Annotated in this window: 11 protein-coding genes; 8 read left to right on the top strand and 3 right to left on the bottom strand. The window is 71.6% G+C overall.

Translation table 11 applies throughout. The annotated features are described in order from the left end of the window. Positions 1 to 148: 148 nt before the first annotated feature. Together FOF48_RS15430 and FOF48_RS15425 are read right to left on the bottom strand one after the other, a co-directional pair. Positions 149 to 1,783 (bottom strand): serine protease, encoded by a 1,635-nt coding sequence (locus FOF48_RS15430; protein WP_143902339.1) that lies wholly within the window; start codon positions 1,781 to 1,783, stop codon positions 149 to 151. 121 nt (positions 1,784 to 1,904) lie between these two features. Continuing rightward, positions 1,905 to 2,282: an STAS/SEC14 domain-containing protein gene (locus tag FOF48_RS15425; protein WP_143902337.1), complete on the bottom strand. Its 378-nt coding sequence runs from the start codon at positions 2,280 to 2,282 to the stop codon at positions 1,905 to 1,907. Positions 2,283 to 2,484: 202 nt separating this feature from the next. On the opposite strand from FOF48_RS15425, the gene FOF48_RS15420 reads away from it, so the two are divergent. Further along, positions 2,485 to 2,787, top strand: coding sequence for a hypothetical protein (locus FOF48_RS15420; protein ID WP_143902335.1), 303 nt, complete (start codon positions 2,485 to 2,487; stop codon positions 2,785 to 2,787). Between the two features lie 129 nt (positions 2,788 to 2,916). Further along, positions 2,917 to 3,945, top strand: coding sequence for a class I SAM-dependent methyltransferase (locus tag FOF48_RS15415; RefSeq protein ID WP_143902333.1), 1,029 nt, complete (start codon positions 2,917 to 2,919; stop codon positions 3,943 to 3,945). 7 nt (positions 3,946 to 3,952) lie between these two features. Here FOF48_RS15415 and FOF48_RS15410 read toward each other — a convergent pair whose 3' ends face one another. After that, on the bottom strand, positions 3,953 to 8,914 hold the full coding sequence (locus tag FOF48_RS15410; RefSeq protein WP_143902331.1) for an ATP-binding protein: 4,962 nt from the start codon (positions 8,912 to 8,914) through the stop codon (positions 3,953 to 3,955). Positions 8,915 to 9,400: 486 nt separating this feature from the next. On the opposite strand from FOF48_RS15410, the gene FOF48_RS15405 reads away from it, so the two are divergent. From FOF48_RS15405 to FOF48_RS15380, 6 genes are all read left to right on the top strand, one after another. Further along, positions 9,401 to 10,381, top strand: a complete 981-nt coding sequence (locus tag FOF48_RS15405; RefSeq protein WP_143902329.1) for a fumarylacetoacetate hydrolase family protein — start codon at positions 9,401 to 9,403, stop codon at positions 10,379 to 10,381. Further along, a complete protein-coding gene (maiA, locus tag FOF48_RS15400) occupies positions 10,378 to 11,037 on the top strand; it encodes a maleylacetoacetate isomerase (protein ID WP_143902326.1) in 660 nt (219 codons plus the stop codon). Before FOF48_RS15405 ends, maiA begins: the two co-directional genes overlap by 4 nt. Before the next feature lie 36 nt (positions 11,038 to 11,073). Then, a complete protein-coding gene (gene hppD / locus FOF48_RS15395; protein ID WP_143902324.1) occupies positions 11,074 to 12,237 on the top strand; it encodes a 4-hydroxyphenylpyruvate dioxygenase in 1,164 nt (387 codons plus the stop codon). Between the two features lie 211 nt (positions 12,238 to 12,448). Further along, the gene (locus FOF48_RS15390; protein WP_143902322.1) at positions 12,449 to 12,733 is read left to right on the top strand and encodes a hypothetical protein; all 285 of its coding nucleotides are present in this window, start codon (positions 12,449 to 12,451) and stop codon (positions 12,731 to 12,733) included. Further along, positions 12,730 to 12,960: a hypothetical protein gene (locus tag FOF48_RS15385; protein WP_143902320.1), complete on the top strand. Its 231-nt coding sequence runs from the start codon at positions 12,730 to 12,732 to the stop codon at positions 12,958 to 12,960. The genes FOF48_RS15390 and FOF48_RS15385 overlap by 4 nt, the downstream gene beginning before the upstream one ends. Before the next feature lie 286 nt (positions 12,961 to 13,246). After that, a complete protein-coding gene (locus FOF48_RS15380; protein ID WP_143902318.1) occupies positions 13,247 to 13,519 on the top strand; it encodes a hypothetical protein in 273 nt (90 codons plus the stop codon). Positions 13,520 to 13,673: the final 154 nt, after the last annotated feature.

Genomic DNA, 13,673 nt, shown 5'->3' with positions numbered 1-13,673 from the left:
GGTCGCCGGTGGGCTCCCGACCGCCTCGGGCACCGGCCCCTGCCTGCCTTCTTGGACGGAGCCCGAGGCCCGAAACGACGGGCCCGCCACCTCCCCTGACTCCAGGGAGGGACGGGCCCGGGTACGGCTGGGGGAGACGGGAGGCCGACTACTGGATGGTCCAGGCCGCCGTGCCGCTGCACGCGCTGCTGCCGAAGCAGCCCACGCGAATCTGGTACGTGCCGCCCGCGCCCGTGGGCGCGGTGTAGGCCGCGTGGGACAGCGAGCCGCACGCGTCGTCGTTGAACGTCACCTGCTGGCCCGCGGCGTTGTACAGGCGCACCACCGTGTCGCCCGTGCCGGACGCGCCCGCCACGCCGCAGCTGCCGAAGGACAGCGTCTGGCCCGCGTTGAGGGTCACGTCGCGGTTCGCCGTGCCCTGCGTGGCGTTGGCGGTGTTGCTGACGTTGAAGTCGAAGGAGCCCTGCGTGGCCGTGCCGGCCTGGGCGATGGTCCAGGCCACGGTGCCGCCGCAGGCGCCGTTCTGGTAGCAGCCGGCGCGGACCACGTAGGTGCCCGCGACGGTGGCGGTGTACGTCACCTGGGAGCCGGTGCCGCCGCACGCGTCGTCGTTGAAGGCGACCTCCGTGCCGGACGGGCCGCGCAGGCGCACGTAGGTGTCACCGGTGAAGGCCGCGCCGGTGATGCCGCAGGTGCCCACGGTGATCTTCTGGCCGGCCGCGAGCGTCACCGCGCCGTCGATGGTGTTGCGCGTGGCGCTGGAGGTGTTGGACGCCTGGAAGTCGTACTTCGTCGCCGGCACCGGCGCGCACAGCCGCGCGCTGGTGGTGCGCGCGCACAGCTCGCTGATGGCCTGGTTCACGTAGATGATGCCCTCGCCGCCGCACGCGGTCTCCTTGCAGACGTTGACCACGTTGCAGCCCGCGCCCGGGCGCGGCACGTAGTCGTCGTCGCCGAACACCAGGATGCCCGCCACGGTGTTGTTCACCGTCTCGTACACGCCGGAGCCGGAGTTGCCCCCGAAGGTGTCCGTCGTGGCGATGAAGTAGTCCTTATACGCGGCGTTGTTCGTGCGCACGGAGCCGCCCGAGTCGATCTTGAACGGGATGCCGCTGCCGCTGCCGATGACGGCCACGTTCTGGCCCACCGCCAGCGCGTCGTTGCCCGGCCGGATGGGGGCGGGCGTGAAGCGCGGCGCGGCGGGACGGTCCAGCTTGATGATGGCGAAGTCCACGTAGCGGTCGCCGCTCTCCACCAGCTTGCGCGCCACGATGCTCTTGCAGGAGAAGATGTCCGCGCTGGTGATGTTCTCCAGCACGCCAGCCGCCGTCTTGTAGAACTTGAAGACGAAGCGCGTGTCCGCGCAGTCCGCCGCGGTCTCCACGCAGTGGCCCGCGGTCAGCACCAGGTCATCGTCGATGAGCGTGCCCGAGCACCAGGCCGGCGCCGGGTCGTCCCGGAAGCGCTGGTCGGTGCACAGGTTCTCGTAGTCATCCAGCGTCGTGCCGTCCAGGATGACGTGGTTCGGGTCCGAGGCGTCGATGGACTCCGGGTACATCAGGGCCACCGTGGACTGCCGCGCGCGGTCCTGCAGCGCCGCGCTGGGGTGCTCATAGACGTCCTTGCGGTCGTCGTTGCCGTAGACCACCGGCGCGGACGCCTCGGACAGCTGAGGCTCCTCGGGCGCGCCCGGCTGGGTGGCCGGCCCGCAGGCCAGGGCGGTGAGGGTACAGAACAGGGTGCCAAGCAGCTTCGCTCGGAAGGCAGGGGCGGACACGGACATGCGGGGTGACTCCTGACGGGTACGGCGACAGACACAGCGAAGGAATGGGGTGTTACTGGAAGACGAAGGCGGACCCGGGCGGTCGCAGGGCGGGGCCCCTGCCGGGGGACTTCAGGGGAGGTCAGTCGGCGTCGGGGGCCTCGAGCCAGCTGAGCGCCTCGGCGCGCGACTCGAAGGTCTTGGCGGGGATGGTGAGGCCGGCGTTCTTGGTCATGCGCCACGCCTGCAGGCCGCTGCCGGGGTCGCTGACCACGCGCGCGGAGCGCTTCATGCCGCGCTGCTGGGCGTAGGCGTTCAGCCGCGCCATCTCCCCCACCACCGTGGAGGGCATCACCCGCAGCCGGGACTGGTCCACCAGCGCGGACCACTCCGCGCCGCCCCGGGCCGTGATGTCCTTCTTCAGCTGGTCGACGTACTCGGTCACGTCCTTCGGGGTCACTTCCGACGGATAGATGATCTCGATGATGTCGTGGGGCAGGTGGGCGATTTCAATCTTCATGCGCGGCTTGCGGCTCTCTCCAGGCGGGGCGCGCCATCCTAGCCGCAGTGCCTGTCGTCGGATACCGGACGCCCGCATTCCCTTCCCGCCAGGGCCAGGGATTGTCAGACCTTGCTGGTAGAACCGTCCCTGCCAGCCCGACCGGACCCGGTGCGTAACGACTCACGCCCCGGTGGAACCGCGGTTGGCCAAGGGGGAAGTCATGAGAACCACGCTGTATGTCCTGGGCGCCGTGCTGGGCGCGGCCTCGGGTCCGCCGCCGGCGCTGTTCGCGGCGGGCGGAACACCGTCACTGGAAACCCGGCCAGAGGACGGGGGCACCGGCACGCCGCCGCGCCGCCCGCCCGACGCGCCGGACGCGGGCCACCGCACCCGCTCCACGGAGGCGCAGATGCACCCGTGCGAGCTCATCACCGTCGTGGCGGTGCCCTGCGATCCGGCGCGCGCCACCTGCGAGTACACGTATTGGGAGTGCCCGGAGACCGCCCGCCCGCTCAGGGTTTGAGTGGGGCGCCGGCGGGGCGCGTGCGTGGCCCCGCCGGGCCCCCGCCCGGCTGGCTGGGGGCGGGCCTGGCGAGGTGCGGGGGCGCGGGAAGTGGATGCCCCCCGCTCCCGGGTTGTCAGGATGATGTCCATGCGCCAGCCCATCCTGTCGGTCCACGGCGCGGCTCTCCCGGTCGCGCCCGAAACCAACGACCTCGTCCTGGTGAATCCGCCCCGGGACGAGGTCCCCCCAGAAGCGGTGTTCGTCGAGGCCCAGGAGTGGCTGGACGCGCTGCACGCGCGGATGGTGCAGGGGCCGGACGACACCCTGCACCACGGCATGACGGCCCTGCACGGGGGCCTCATCGCGCGGCGCAGGCAGTGGAGCCCGGAGGTGTGGAAGCGCTTCTGCCAGGAGCTGGCGCGCAAGCACCCGATGCGGCCCTTCCTGCACCAGTGCCCCTTCACGCGGCACGCCTTCGAACGGCCGCGCGGCTACGCGGGGGACGCGGCGCTCATCGACTACCTCTACATGGACCGCGCGGCGGACGAGCTGCACGCGGGCCGCGAAATCTACCGGTACATGCACGGGCAGCCCAGCGCGCGCAGCGTGCGCGAGCGCCGGGAGCTGCTCGCGCGGATGATGGACGAGACCGCGGCGCGCCGGCCCGACGGGCGCGTGCTGTCGGTGGCGTGCGGGCACCTGCGGGAGGCGGAGCAGTCGCGCGCGGTGGCGGAGCGCCGGCTCCAGGAGCTCATCGCGTTCGACCAGGACCCGGTCAGCCTGGCGGAGATTTCACGCCTGCACCCGGACGGCGTCGTGCGGCCGGTGTGCGGCTCCGTGCGCGCGCTGCTCGCGGGCAAGGCGACGTTCCACGACCTGGACTTCGCGTACTCGGCCGGGCTGTACGACTACCTGTCGGACTCCGTGGCCAGCCGCCTCACCGCGCTGCTCTTCCAGATGCTGCGGTCGGAGGGGCGGCTGCTGATGGCCAACTTCGCGGTGCACCCGCCGGAGACCGGCTACATGGAGGCCTTCATGGACTGGTGGCTCACCTACCGGGACGAGGACGGCATGCGCGGCCTGCTGTCGGAGACGCCGCTGGCGCAGGTCTCCAACGTGCGGCTGTTCCGCGACTCGCAGGACAACGTCATCTACCTGGAAGTGACGCGGCGCTAGCCGGCCGTCAGTGCACGGGGGCGCCGGAGCGGGGCAGGGTGACGGTGAAGGTGGAGCCCTGCTCCGGGGTGCTCTTCACGTCGATGGTGCCGCCCAGCGCCTGGACGACCTCGCGGACGATCCACAGCCCCAGCCCGAAGCCGCCGTAGTGGCGCACGGACACCGCGCGCTCGAAGCGCCCGAAGATGCGCGCCCGGTCCTCCTCCGCGATGCCGATGCCGTGGTCGCGCACCTCCAGCCGCACGCTGGACGCGTCCCCCTCCAGCGTCACCTCCACGGGCCTGCCCGCGCCGTACTTCATCGCGTTGGTCAGGAGGTTGCCCACCACCTGCTCCAGCCGGAGCGCGTCCCAGTGGCCCATGAGGCGCGGCGCGTTGACGTGGAAGCGCAGCTCGCACTCGGCGCGGGAGAGGGACTCGCGGCTGCGCTCCAGCTGGGCGCGCACCAGCGCCACCAGGTCCACGGCGTCGCGCTGGATGTGCAGCTGGCCCTGCGCGATGCGGGAGATGTCCAGCAGGTCGTTGACCAGCCTGCCCAGCCGCTGCGTCTGGGCGTAGGCGGACTCCAGCTTCGCGGTCAGCCTCTCCGGGGCCAGGGGCGCGCCCTTCGCCCTGGCCTGGAGCCCCTGGATGTGCAGCTGCAAGGAGGTGAGCGGCGTCTTCAGCTCGTGCGCGGCGATGGAGAGGAAGTCGTCGCGGCGGCGCACCGCCTCCTGCTCCTCGCGATAGAGGCGGCCCTGCTCCTCGGAGAGGGCGGCCACGCGCTCGAAGTTCTCTGTGTTCTCCAGCGCCGCGCCCGCGAGCACCGTCACGAAGGACGCCAGCCGCTCCTCGTCCTCGCCGAACAGCGCGCCCACCTTGCGGTGGCTGGCCACCAGGCACGCCACGGTCTTGCCGCGCACCTGCACCGGCGCGCACAGCAGGGAGCGCACGCCCAACAGCTCCAGGCTCTCGCTGATGCCGCCGGGCAGGCCCTGGCCCAGGACGGTGATGCCCCCCGTCTCCAGCGCGCGGGCGAGCGCGGTGCGGCCGAGGCCCTGCTGCTTCGCGTCCTCCTCCGACATCACCGCGCGCGGGTCCACCACCGCGCAGCGCTCCGCGCGCAGCAGCTCCAGCATGGACTGGCGCGCGGTCTCGAAGACGGCCTCGCGCGACAGGGCGGACGCGAGCCTGCGCCCCACCTCCAGCACGCGCGGGAAGCGATCCGCCAGCGACAGCGTCCCCACGCCGGCCACCGCTGATTCCGCCTCCGGGTGCAGGCCTTCCTCCATGGCGGCCAGCTCGCGCGTGGCCGCCTCCAGGTCGCGCGCGGCGTCGGGCCAGCCCTGGGCCCGGCCCACCTCGCCCCGGGCCTGGAGGCTCAGCGCGCGCTCCTGGCGCATCTGGAGCAGCTCGGCCACGCGCAGGGATTCATCCAGGTGTCCGCGGGCCCGCGCCGGGTGGCCGCGCAGCGCGCACAGCAGGCCTCGCTCGCGCAGGGCGTGGGGCAGGTTGTTGCGGTAGGTGCGCGCCACGGCGTGGGCCCGCTTCGCCGCGGCCTCCGCCGCGTCCAGGAGCGCGTCGCGCCGCCTCGGGTTCAGGGGGCTGGCCTGCTGCGCCAGCCGCCGTCGCGCGGTGGCGAGCCACGGCGTGATGGGCGCCACGTACTCCTGGCGCAGGTGCGCCTCCTCCACCAGGTGCTCGGCGCGCTCCAGCACCTCCGCGGCGCGCGCCGGCTCCTCCTCGCGCAGCAGGCGCAGGGCCTCCGCCTGGAGCACGCCCGCGAAGGACTGCGGGTCGGTGGCGGTGGGCGCCGCCAGCTCCGTCTCCAGCAGCGCCGAGGGGATGCGGCCCCCGGTGGACTTGGCCCACGCCTCCAGGCCCAGGCGCAGCGAGTACCGGTCCCCCAACTCCAGCGCCGCCGCGTGCAGCTTCTGGCTCACCGCCGCGGCCTCCTTCAGCCGGCCCAGGCGGTAGAGCGACATGGCGATCTGGAAGGTGGCGTTGTTCACCTCCCACGGGTCGCCGGTGCGCTCCAGCAGGCGCACCGCCTCGCGGCACTTCTCGATGCACTCGCGGAAGCGCGACGAGGCGTAGAGGGCCAGGCCGTAGAAGTGCAGCGACTGGCCCTGGCCCCACACGTCGCCCTGCTGCTGGCGCAGGGCCAGTGACTTCTCCGCGTACGCATACGCGCGCTGGAACCAGGGCAGGGTGGTGAGCGCGGGCGAGTGCGCGGAGTACGCCTGCGCCAGCTCCGGCGTGGGCGGGTAGCGCTCCGCCAGGTTCATGTCGCGCAGGTGGGCCCACAGCACCGCGGCGCGGCCCCGCTGGTACCAGTAGCCGTACGCGAGCCGGCTGTAGAGGTTGATCGCCAGCAGGTCCTCCTCTCCGCGCGCGAGCGACTTGCGGCCCAGCCACAGGCGCGGCGCGATGGTGTGCGCGGCCTGGGTGAGGATCTCCCACGCGGCGCTCGCGCCGGTGGTGAGCGCATCGGGTGGCACCCAGCGGCCCAGCAGCTTCAGGCCCTGCTCCAGGTACGCGTTCGCCTGCACCGTCTGGCCGCGCTTGAAGGCGAGCTCGCCCAGGTGGCCCAGCGTGCGGCCCTGGTCCAGCCGGTCGCCCGCCAACCGCTGCGCGGCCTCCAGCTGCCGCTGCGCCTCGTCGTAGCGGCCGCGCATCATCAGCGCGGTGCCCAGCCCGGACGCGATGCGGTAGCGGGTGGGGGTGTCCGCGCCCGCCGCGCCGCGCTCCGCGATGCGGTAGTTGAGCTCCGCGGTGTCCAGGGAGAAGCGCTGGCGCGCCTGCTCCGCGGCCACCAGCGCGTAGGGCAGGGCCAGCGCGGGCTCTCCCGCCGCGTCGAAGTGGTAGGCCAGCTCGAAGGGGTCCGTGGGCGAGGCCTGCTGGGCTGCGCGGGCGGCCAGCCGGTGCAGCTCCCGGCGCTCCTCGGGGGAGAGCAGGTCCAGCAGCGCCTCTCGCAGCTTGTCGTGCACGAAGGTGGAGCGCGTGCCCTGCGTCCACAGCATGTGCCGCCGGCGCGGGGGCTCCAGGGCGGTGTGGACGGCCTCCGGCGGCGTGCCGGACAGGGCCGCCACCGCCCGGGCGTCGAACGCCTTGCCCAGCACCGCGCCCACGCTGAGCACGTGCAGGGACTCCGGCGGCAGGAGGCGCAGGCGCCGCACGAGGAAGGTGGCCGCCTGTCGCGAGGAGCGCGCGTGCGCCATCGCCTCCGGCTGCACCCGCCAGCCCTCCGGTCCGGGGATGAGGACGCCGTCCTCCACCAGCCCGTGCAGCACCGCGGACGCCATGAACGGGTTGCCCTCCGCCAGCCGCGTCACCAGCTCCAGGGCCTCCGGGGGCAGCACGCCGGCCATGGACTCCGCCAGCCGCGCCACCTCGTCCGCGCCGAGGGTGGACAGCTTGAGGTGCGCGCCCGGCGTCAGCCGCCGCAGCACGTGGCCGGCGTGGAGGTCCTCGCTGCGAAAGGACACGATGAGCAGCACGCGCCCCTCGCCGGTGCGCCGGCCCTGGGACCACGCCTCCAGCGCGCGCAGGGTGAGGGCGTCCGCCCACTGGCAATCCTCCAGCACCACCACCGCGGGCGCGTCCGGCGTGCCCAGCGCGTGGAGCAGCGCGGTGAGGCTCCAGACGCTGCGGCTCTCACTCAGCGACTCCGGCCCCAGGGCCTTCGACTGGGGCGCCAGCGCGCCGGGGAGCAGCACCTCCTTGAGCGGGGGCAGCACCGCGCACAGGCCGGCCTCCTGTCCCGCGAGCCGCTCGCGCAACAGCGCGCCCAGCGCGGGCTGCTCGCGCGCCGTCGCGGCGATGCCCTCCGCCACGCCCGCGAAGAGCTGGAAGGGCCTCCGCGCGGCCTGATCCTGCGACTGCCCGTGCAGCACCCACGCGCGCTGGCCCGCGGCGCGCGCGGAGAACTCCTCCAGGAGCCGGCTCTTGCCCCCGCCGGACTCGCCCTCCACCACCACCGCGCGGGCGCCTCCTTCCCTCGCGTGTGACAGCGCTCGCTCCAGCGTCGCCAGCTCCTCGCGGCGGCCCACGAAAGATGGCTCGGTGAGGCTCTGGCGGTGGTCGTACGCGCCGGTGACGAGCGCGGGCTCCGCCTCGCCCCGCGACAGCGCGTCCTCCAGCGCGTCCAGGTCCGCGAGCGCGGCCTCCGCGGACTGGTAGCGGTCGCGCGGATCCGTCTGGCTCAGCCGCCCGATGAGCTCCTCCAGCGCGAGCGGCACCTCCACGCCCACCGGCCTCAGGCGCGGATGCGCGGTGAGGTGCAGGCGCAGCACCTCGCCCACCGACGCGCCCTCCAGCGCGGGGCGGCCCGACAGCGCCTCGAAGAGCACCAGGCCCACCGCGTACAGGTCCGACGGGGCCCCCACGGGCCGGTTGAGGAGCCCCGCCTGCTCCGGCGACAGGTAGCGCGCGGTGCCCACGGGCAGCTCGCGCAGGGAGGGATCCAACCGTTCGCTGCGCGACAGCCCGAAGTCGATGAGCCACGCGGCGGACAGCGGCGTGTCGCGCACCAGGATGTTGGAGGGCTTCACGTCGCGGTGCAGGACGCCCCCGCGGTGCGCCTCCGCGAGCGCCCCCAGCAGGCGCTGGCCCAGGGTGATGGCCTCCGGCAGCGACAGGGGACCGCGCCGCAGCCGCGCCTCCAGGGGCTCGGCTTCGATCCAGGGCGTGACGAGGTAGAGCAGGTCGTCGCAGGTGCCCAGGTCGCGCACGGGCACGAGCGCGGGCGCGCGCAGCCGCGACAGCACCTCCGCCTCGTGCTCCAGGCGGTGGCGGGCCGTGGGGACGAAGGCGGACAGGGAGGTGACCTTCACGGCCACGCGCTCGCGGGTGCGCAGGTCCAGCCCCTGCCAGGTGGAGATGCCCCGGCCGGTCTTCACCCGCTGGCGCAGCTCGTAGCGGTTGCCCAGCCGCTGGCCCGGGCGTGGCTCCCCAGGGGTGTCGCCGGCCTGTTGGAAGCCTTGCGCCATGCCGTACCCTCGCGAGCCCTCCACCCTGCCGCTCCCACGCGGCGCGGTCGGCCGGACGTCCCTTTCCACAAGCTGGGTTGCCGCCTGGGTCACCGCCAGGGGCCGCGCCCCATGCCCCGCGGGTGCTGCTTGGGATTTGAACAGTCGGAGCGTCCGCGCTCCGCCGCGGTCTTCCCCAGGGCCCCTGGTCCGTTCGTGGAGCAGCCAGCCTGCCGAGGCCTCGCTCTCCGTGCGGGCGTCAAGCGCGCACCCGGGCCTTCATGGACATCGTGGTTTTCCACCACGGCGGCCGTGAGGAAGTCCGCGCTCCGGTCGCGCGCCGACAGCCGCGCGAATGCGAGCGGCCAGCAGCGTTGCTGGAGGGAAACGGAATGCCGCGCCGCGTTCAATGGGCGCGCTTGACTCGCCTGAGGGCCCGGCGGAAAAGCCGATGGGTTCAGGCGGTCTCCGCTTCCTCCCCCTACAGACCGCCGAGGGAGCCCGGAATTGAAGCTCGCGACGCTCAAGGACGGAACCCGCGATGGGCGGCTCATCGTCGTCAAGCGGGACAACTCCGCTTACGCGCTGGCCACCAACGTGGCCCTCACGCTGCAAGCGGCGCTGGATGACTGGGACGCGAAGGAGCCGCAGCTGCGCGCCCTGGCGCAGCAGCTGGAGGCGGGCACGGTGCAGAGCCGCCCCCTGGACGTGAAGGCGCTCCACGCCCCGCTGCCGCGCGCCTACGAATGGGTGGACGGCAGCGCGTACATCAACCACGTGGTGCTGGTGCGCAAGGCGCGCAACGCGGAGCCGCCCGCCACGCTGCGCACGGATCCGCTGGTGTATCAGGGCGGCTCTGGCGACTTCCTGGCGCCCACCCAGGACATCCCCCTGCGCGACGAGGCGTGGGGCTTGGACTTCGAGAGCGAGGTCTGCGTCATCCTGGGGGACACGCCCATGGGCACGCAGGCCGCGGACGCGGGCCGGTACATCAAGCTGGTGATGATCGCCAACGACGTGTCCCTGCGGAACCTCATCCCGGAGGAGCTGGCCAAGGGCTTCGGCTTCTTCCAGAGCAAGCCCGCCACCGCCTTCGGTCCCTTCGCGCTGACGCCGGACGAGCTGGGCGCGGCGTGGCGGGACGGCCGGGTGCACCTGCGCATGCGCAGCACGCTCAACGGCCAGCTGGTGGGTGACACGGACGCGGGCCCGGAGATGCACTTCTCCTTCCTGGACCTCATCCAGCACCTGACGCGCACGCGCGCCTTCACCGCGGGCACCGTGCTGGGCAGCGGCACGGTGTCCAACGCGGACCGGGAGCGGGGCATCTCCTGCCTCGCGGAGCGCCGGATGATTGAAACCATCGACTCGGGCCAGCCCAGGACGCCCTTCATGAAACCCGGGGACACCATCGAGATCGAGATGCGGGATGGTGACGGGCACAGCCTCTTCGGCCGCATCTCCCAGACGGTGGTGAAGGCTCCATGAGAAACCTGCGGCTGCACAGCTATTGGCGCTCGTCCGCGTCCTGGCGCGCGCGCATCGCGCTGAACTGGAAGGGCCTCCCCTTCGAATACGTCGCGGTGCACCTGCTCAAGGACGGCGGGCAGCAGTTCTCGGAGGCCTACCGCGCCCTCAACCCCATGGCCCGCGTCCCCTCCCTGGAGTGGACGGAAGCGGACGGGCAGGCGCGCACGCTCTCCGAGTCCATGGCCATCCTGGAATATCTGGAAGAGCGCGTGCCCTCGCCTGCCCTCCTGCCCGCGGATGCGTACCTGCGCGCGAAGGCGCGGATGCTGGCGGAGATGGTGAACGCGGGGATGCAGCCCCTGCAGAACACGTCGGTGACGCTGCGTGTCAGGGACGTGTTGAAGAGCGACGAGAAGGCCTGGGCGGCGCACTGGAACGCGCACGGGCTGACGGCCCTGGAGGCGGCGGTGCAGGCGACGGTGGGGCGTTATTGTGTGGGGGACGCAGTGTCGTTCGCGGACGTCCTGCTGGTTCCCCAGCTCTACGGGGCCCGCCGCTTCGGTGTAGATCTGAAGCCCTATCCCACGCTGCTGCGCATCGAGGCGGCGTGCAACGAACTTCCCGCCTTCCAGGCGGCGCAGCCAGACCGGCAGCCCGACGCGCAGCCGGTGTAGTCCCCACCATCTTCTTCATCACGAGGAGTCAGCGACATGGGCAAGCAGGAATCGCTGGGCATCAAGGCCCTGGAGAGCATCCACTGGTACGTGCACGACCTGGAGCGCAGCCGCCAGTTCTACACGAAGGGGTTGGACTTCGCGGAGGTGGCGGTGTCCGGGCCGGAGCTGGACGCGCACGGCAAGCAGAAGTCGGCGCTGTTCCAGGCGGGTGAGATCGCGGTGGTGGTGAGCCAGCCGGTGGGCGAGGGCGGTCGGGCGTGGCGTTACCTGCGCAAGCACCCGGACGGGGTGGGGACGCTGAACTTCGAAGTGGAGGACGTGGAGAAGACGTTCAAGCTGCTGGAGTCGCGCGGCGCCACGTTCATCACGGACATCCAGCGCTTCACGGACCCCGCGGGCGGCAAGCTGGCGTTCTTCTCCATCACCACGCCGTTCGGTGACACGACGTTCCGCTTCCTGCAGCGGGACAACTACAAGTCCATCTACCCGGGCTTCCAGGTGCACGCGCAGCCCCAGGGTGGCCAGAACAAGTACGGCTTTGGCCGGGTGGACCACGTCACGTCGAACTTCCAGACGATGAAGCCGATGCTCCTGTGGATGGAGCACGTGATGGGCTTCGAGGCGTTCTGGCACATCGAGTTCCACACCGAGGACGTGGCGTCGCAGCAGAAGCGGGACCACGGCAGCGGCCTGAAGTCGGAGGTGATGTGGGACCCGAAGAGCGGGGTGAAGTTCGCGAACAACGAGCCCTACCGCCCGTTCTTCAAGGCCAGCCAGATCAACCTCTTCAACGAGGACCACCGCGGTGACGGCGTGCAGCACCTGGCCATCACGGTGAAGGACATCCTGACGTCGGTGAAGGACATGCGGGCGAACGCGGGCATCCAGTTCATGCCCACGCCGGGCTCGTACTACGACGCGCTGCCGGACCGCATCCAGCGCATGGGCATCAAGAAGATCGACGAGGACATCAGCGTCCTGCGCGACCTGGAGGTGCTCATCGACGGGGACAAGGAGCGCAGCTACCTGCTCCAGATCTTCATGAAGGACGCGGCGAGCCTCTACAAGCAGGCGGACGCGGGCCCGTTCTTCTACGAAATCATCCAGCGCAAGGGCGACCAGGGCTTTGGCGGCGGCAACTTCCGCGCCCTGTTCGAGAGCATCGAGCGCGCGCAGAAGGCGGAAGGGCGCGTCTAGCCTCGCGCCTCGCGTCGCGGGGGGCTGTCCTCCCGCGACGCATGCGGGCCTGCGGGCCATGGGTCGCGCTCGGGCTGCCCTGGGCTCCTGCCAGGGCTCGCACACTCGAAACGCGATTCGGTCACGTCTGTGATTCAGTCGCGTCTGTGTTTGTGGATTCATCCTGCGCCCCCTCTTTTCAGCGGGGTTTAGGGTCGTCTAGGGTCGCCCCATGCGGATGCTCTTGCCGCTGCTGCTGGCGGGCCTGTTGGGTTTGGGGTGTCAGACGGCTGAGAAGCGGCCGAAGGCGCTGGACTGCGGCGCCACCTACGTCGCCTGTGGCTGCGGCTGCTGCGGAGGGACGGAGCCGAAGGTGACCTGCCTGTCGTGCGCGAACGGCGACGACCTCCAGGCGCTCATTGAAGCGGACCAGAAGGCGGCGAAGGATCCGCAGTGCGCCACCGCGGGCTGCTCTCCCGGGACGAAGTACGTCTACTGCGACGCCAATCCCGGATGAACCTCATCGAACCCGTCATCCTCACGGGCGCCGTGGTCGGAGGCGTGATGGGCGCGGTGTGGGGCTTCGCGTCTGGAGTCGGGTGGGCGGTGGGCGGCCTGCTGGCGGGTGTCGTGTTGGGCGCTCTGACGGGTCCGTTGCTGCTGCTCCTCCTCGCGGGGGTGTTCTCGCTGGTGGAGCGGGGACGTCGCCGGGCACGCGAGGCCCCACCGGAGAAGCCTCGTTGACGGCGCCTTGGTATCCTGGCTCCTCATGACATCGCCAGAGCAGCCCCGGGACTGGGAGGAGCTGGAGCGCAAGGTTGCGCTGAGGGAGCCACTTCCCGACACGGTGCTTTGTCCGCGCTGTGGTGCACCGCTCCAGATTCAGTACACCCTCCATTCAGGACGGACCTCTGTCGGCATCCAGTGCGATGGATGTTCGGACGCTGTCCGGCTCTGTCGCATTACCGCCAGCGAGGTCGACGCCCCGACGCTCCGAGAGCCTCCGGCGCACGGGGCCCGCCTGCTGCTGGTGGTCGAGCAGTCCTTCGCCATCGAGCGGCGTGGACTCCTCGTTGTTCCCGACGTGGACCTGGGGGAGCGGTCGCAGGTGTCGCTCCACGTGGCGTTGCGGAGGCCAGAGGGTGGCGTGCTGCATGCCGACGCATTGGCTCAGGTCCCGCTTCTTTCGGGCGGGGCCCGGGTGCGGCATGTTCATCACGTGCTCTGCTTCCAGACGCTGTCGAAGCAGGATGTGCCCTTGGGCACGGAGGTCTGGCTGCTCGGGGAAGCGGAGGGCTCTTGATGGCTTCGGCCGGTGCATCAGGCTGAGCTATGTTTGAGTCGCCTATGCGAGATACCTTTAGCGTGCTTGATGAGGCTCGGAAATATCCGGAGCTGGTTTCTGCTGTGGATAATTCTCGGCGCGGTGATCAGCTGCGAAGCCTGGAGATTTTTCT

Source organism: Corallococcus sp. Z5C101001, from assembly GCF_007352635.1.
Lineage (GTDB): Bacteria > Myxococcota > Myxococcia > Myxococcales > Myxococcaceae > Corallococcus > Corallococcus silvisoli.
The sequence above is the reverse complement of the archived record's forward strand: the minus strand, read 5'-3'. Positions and strand labels throughout refer to the sequence as shown.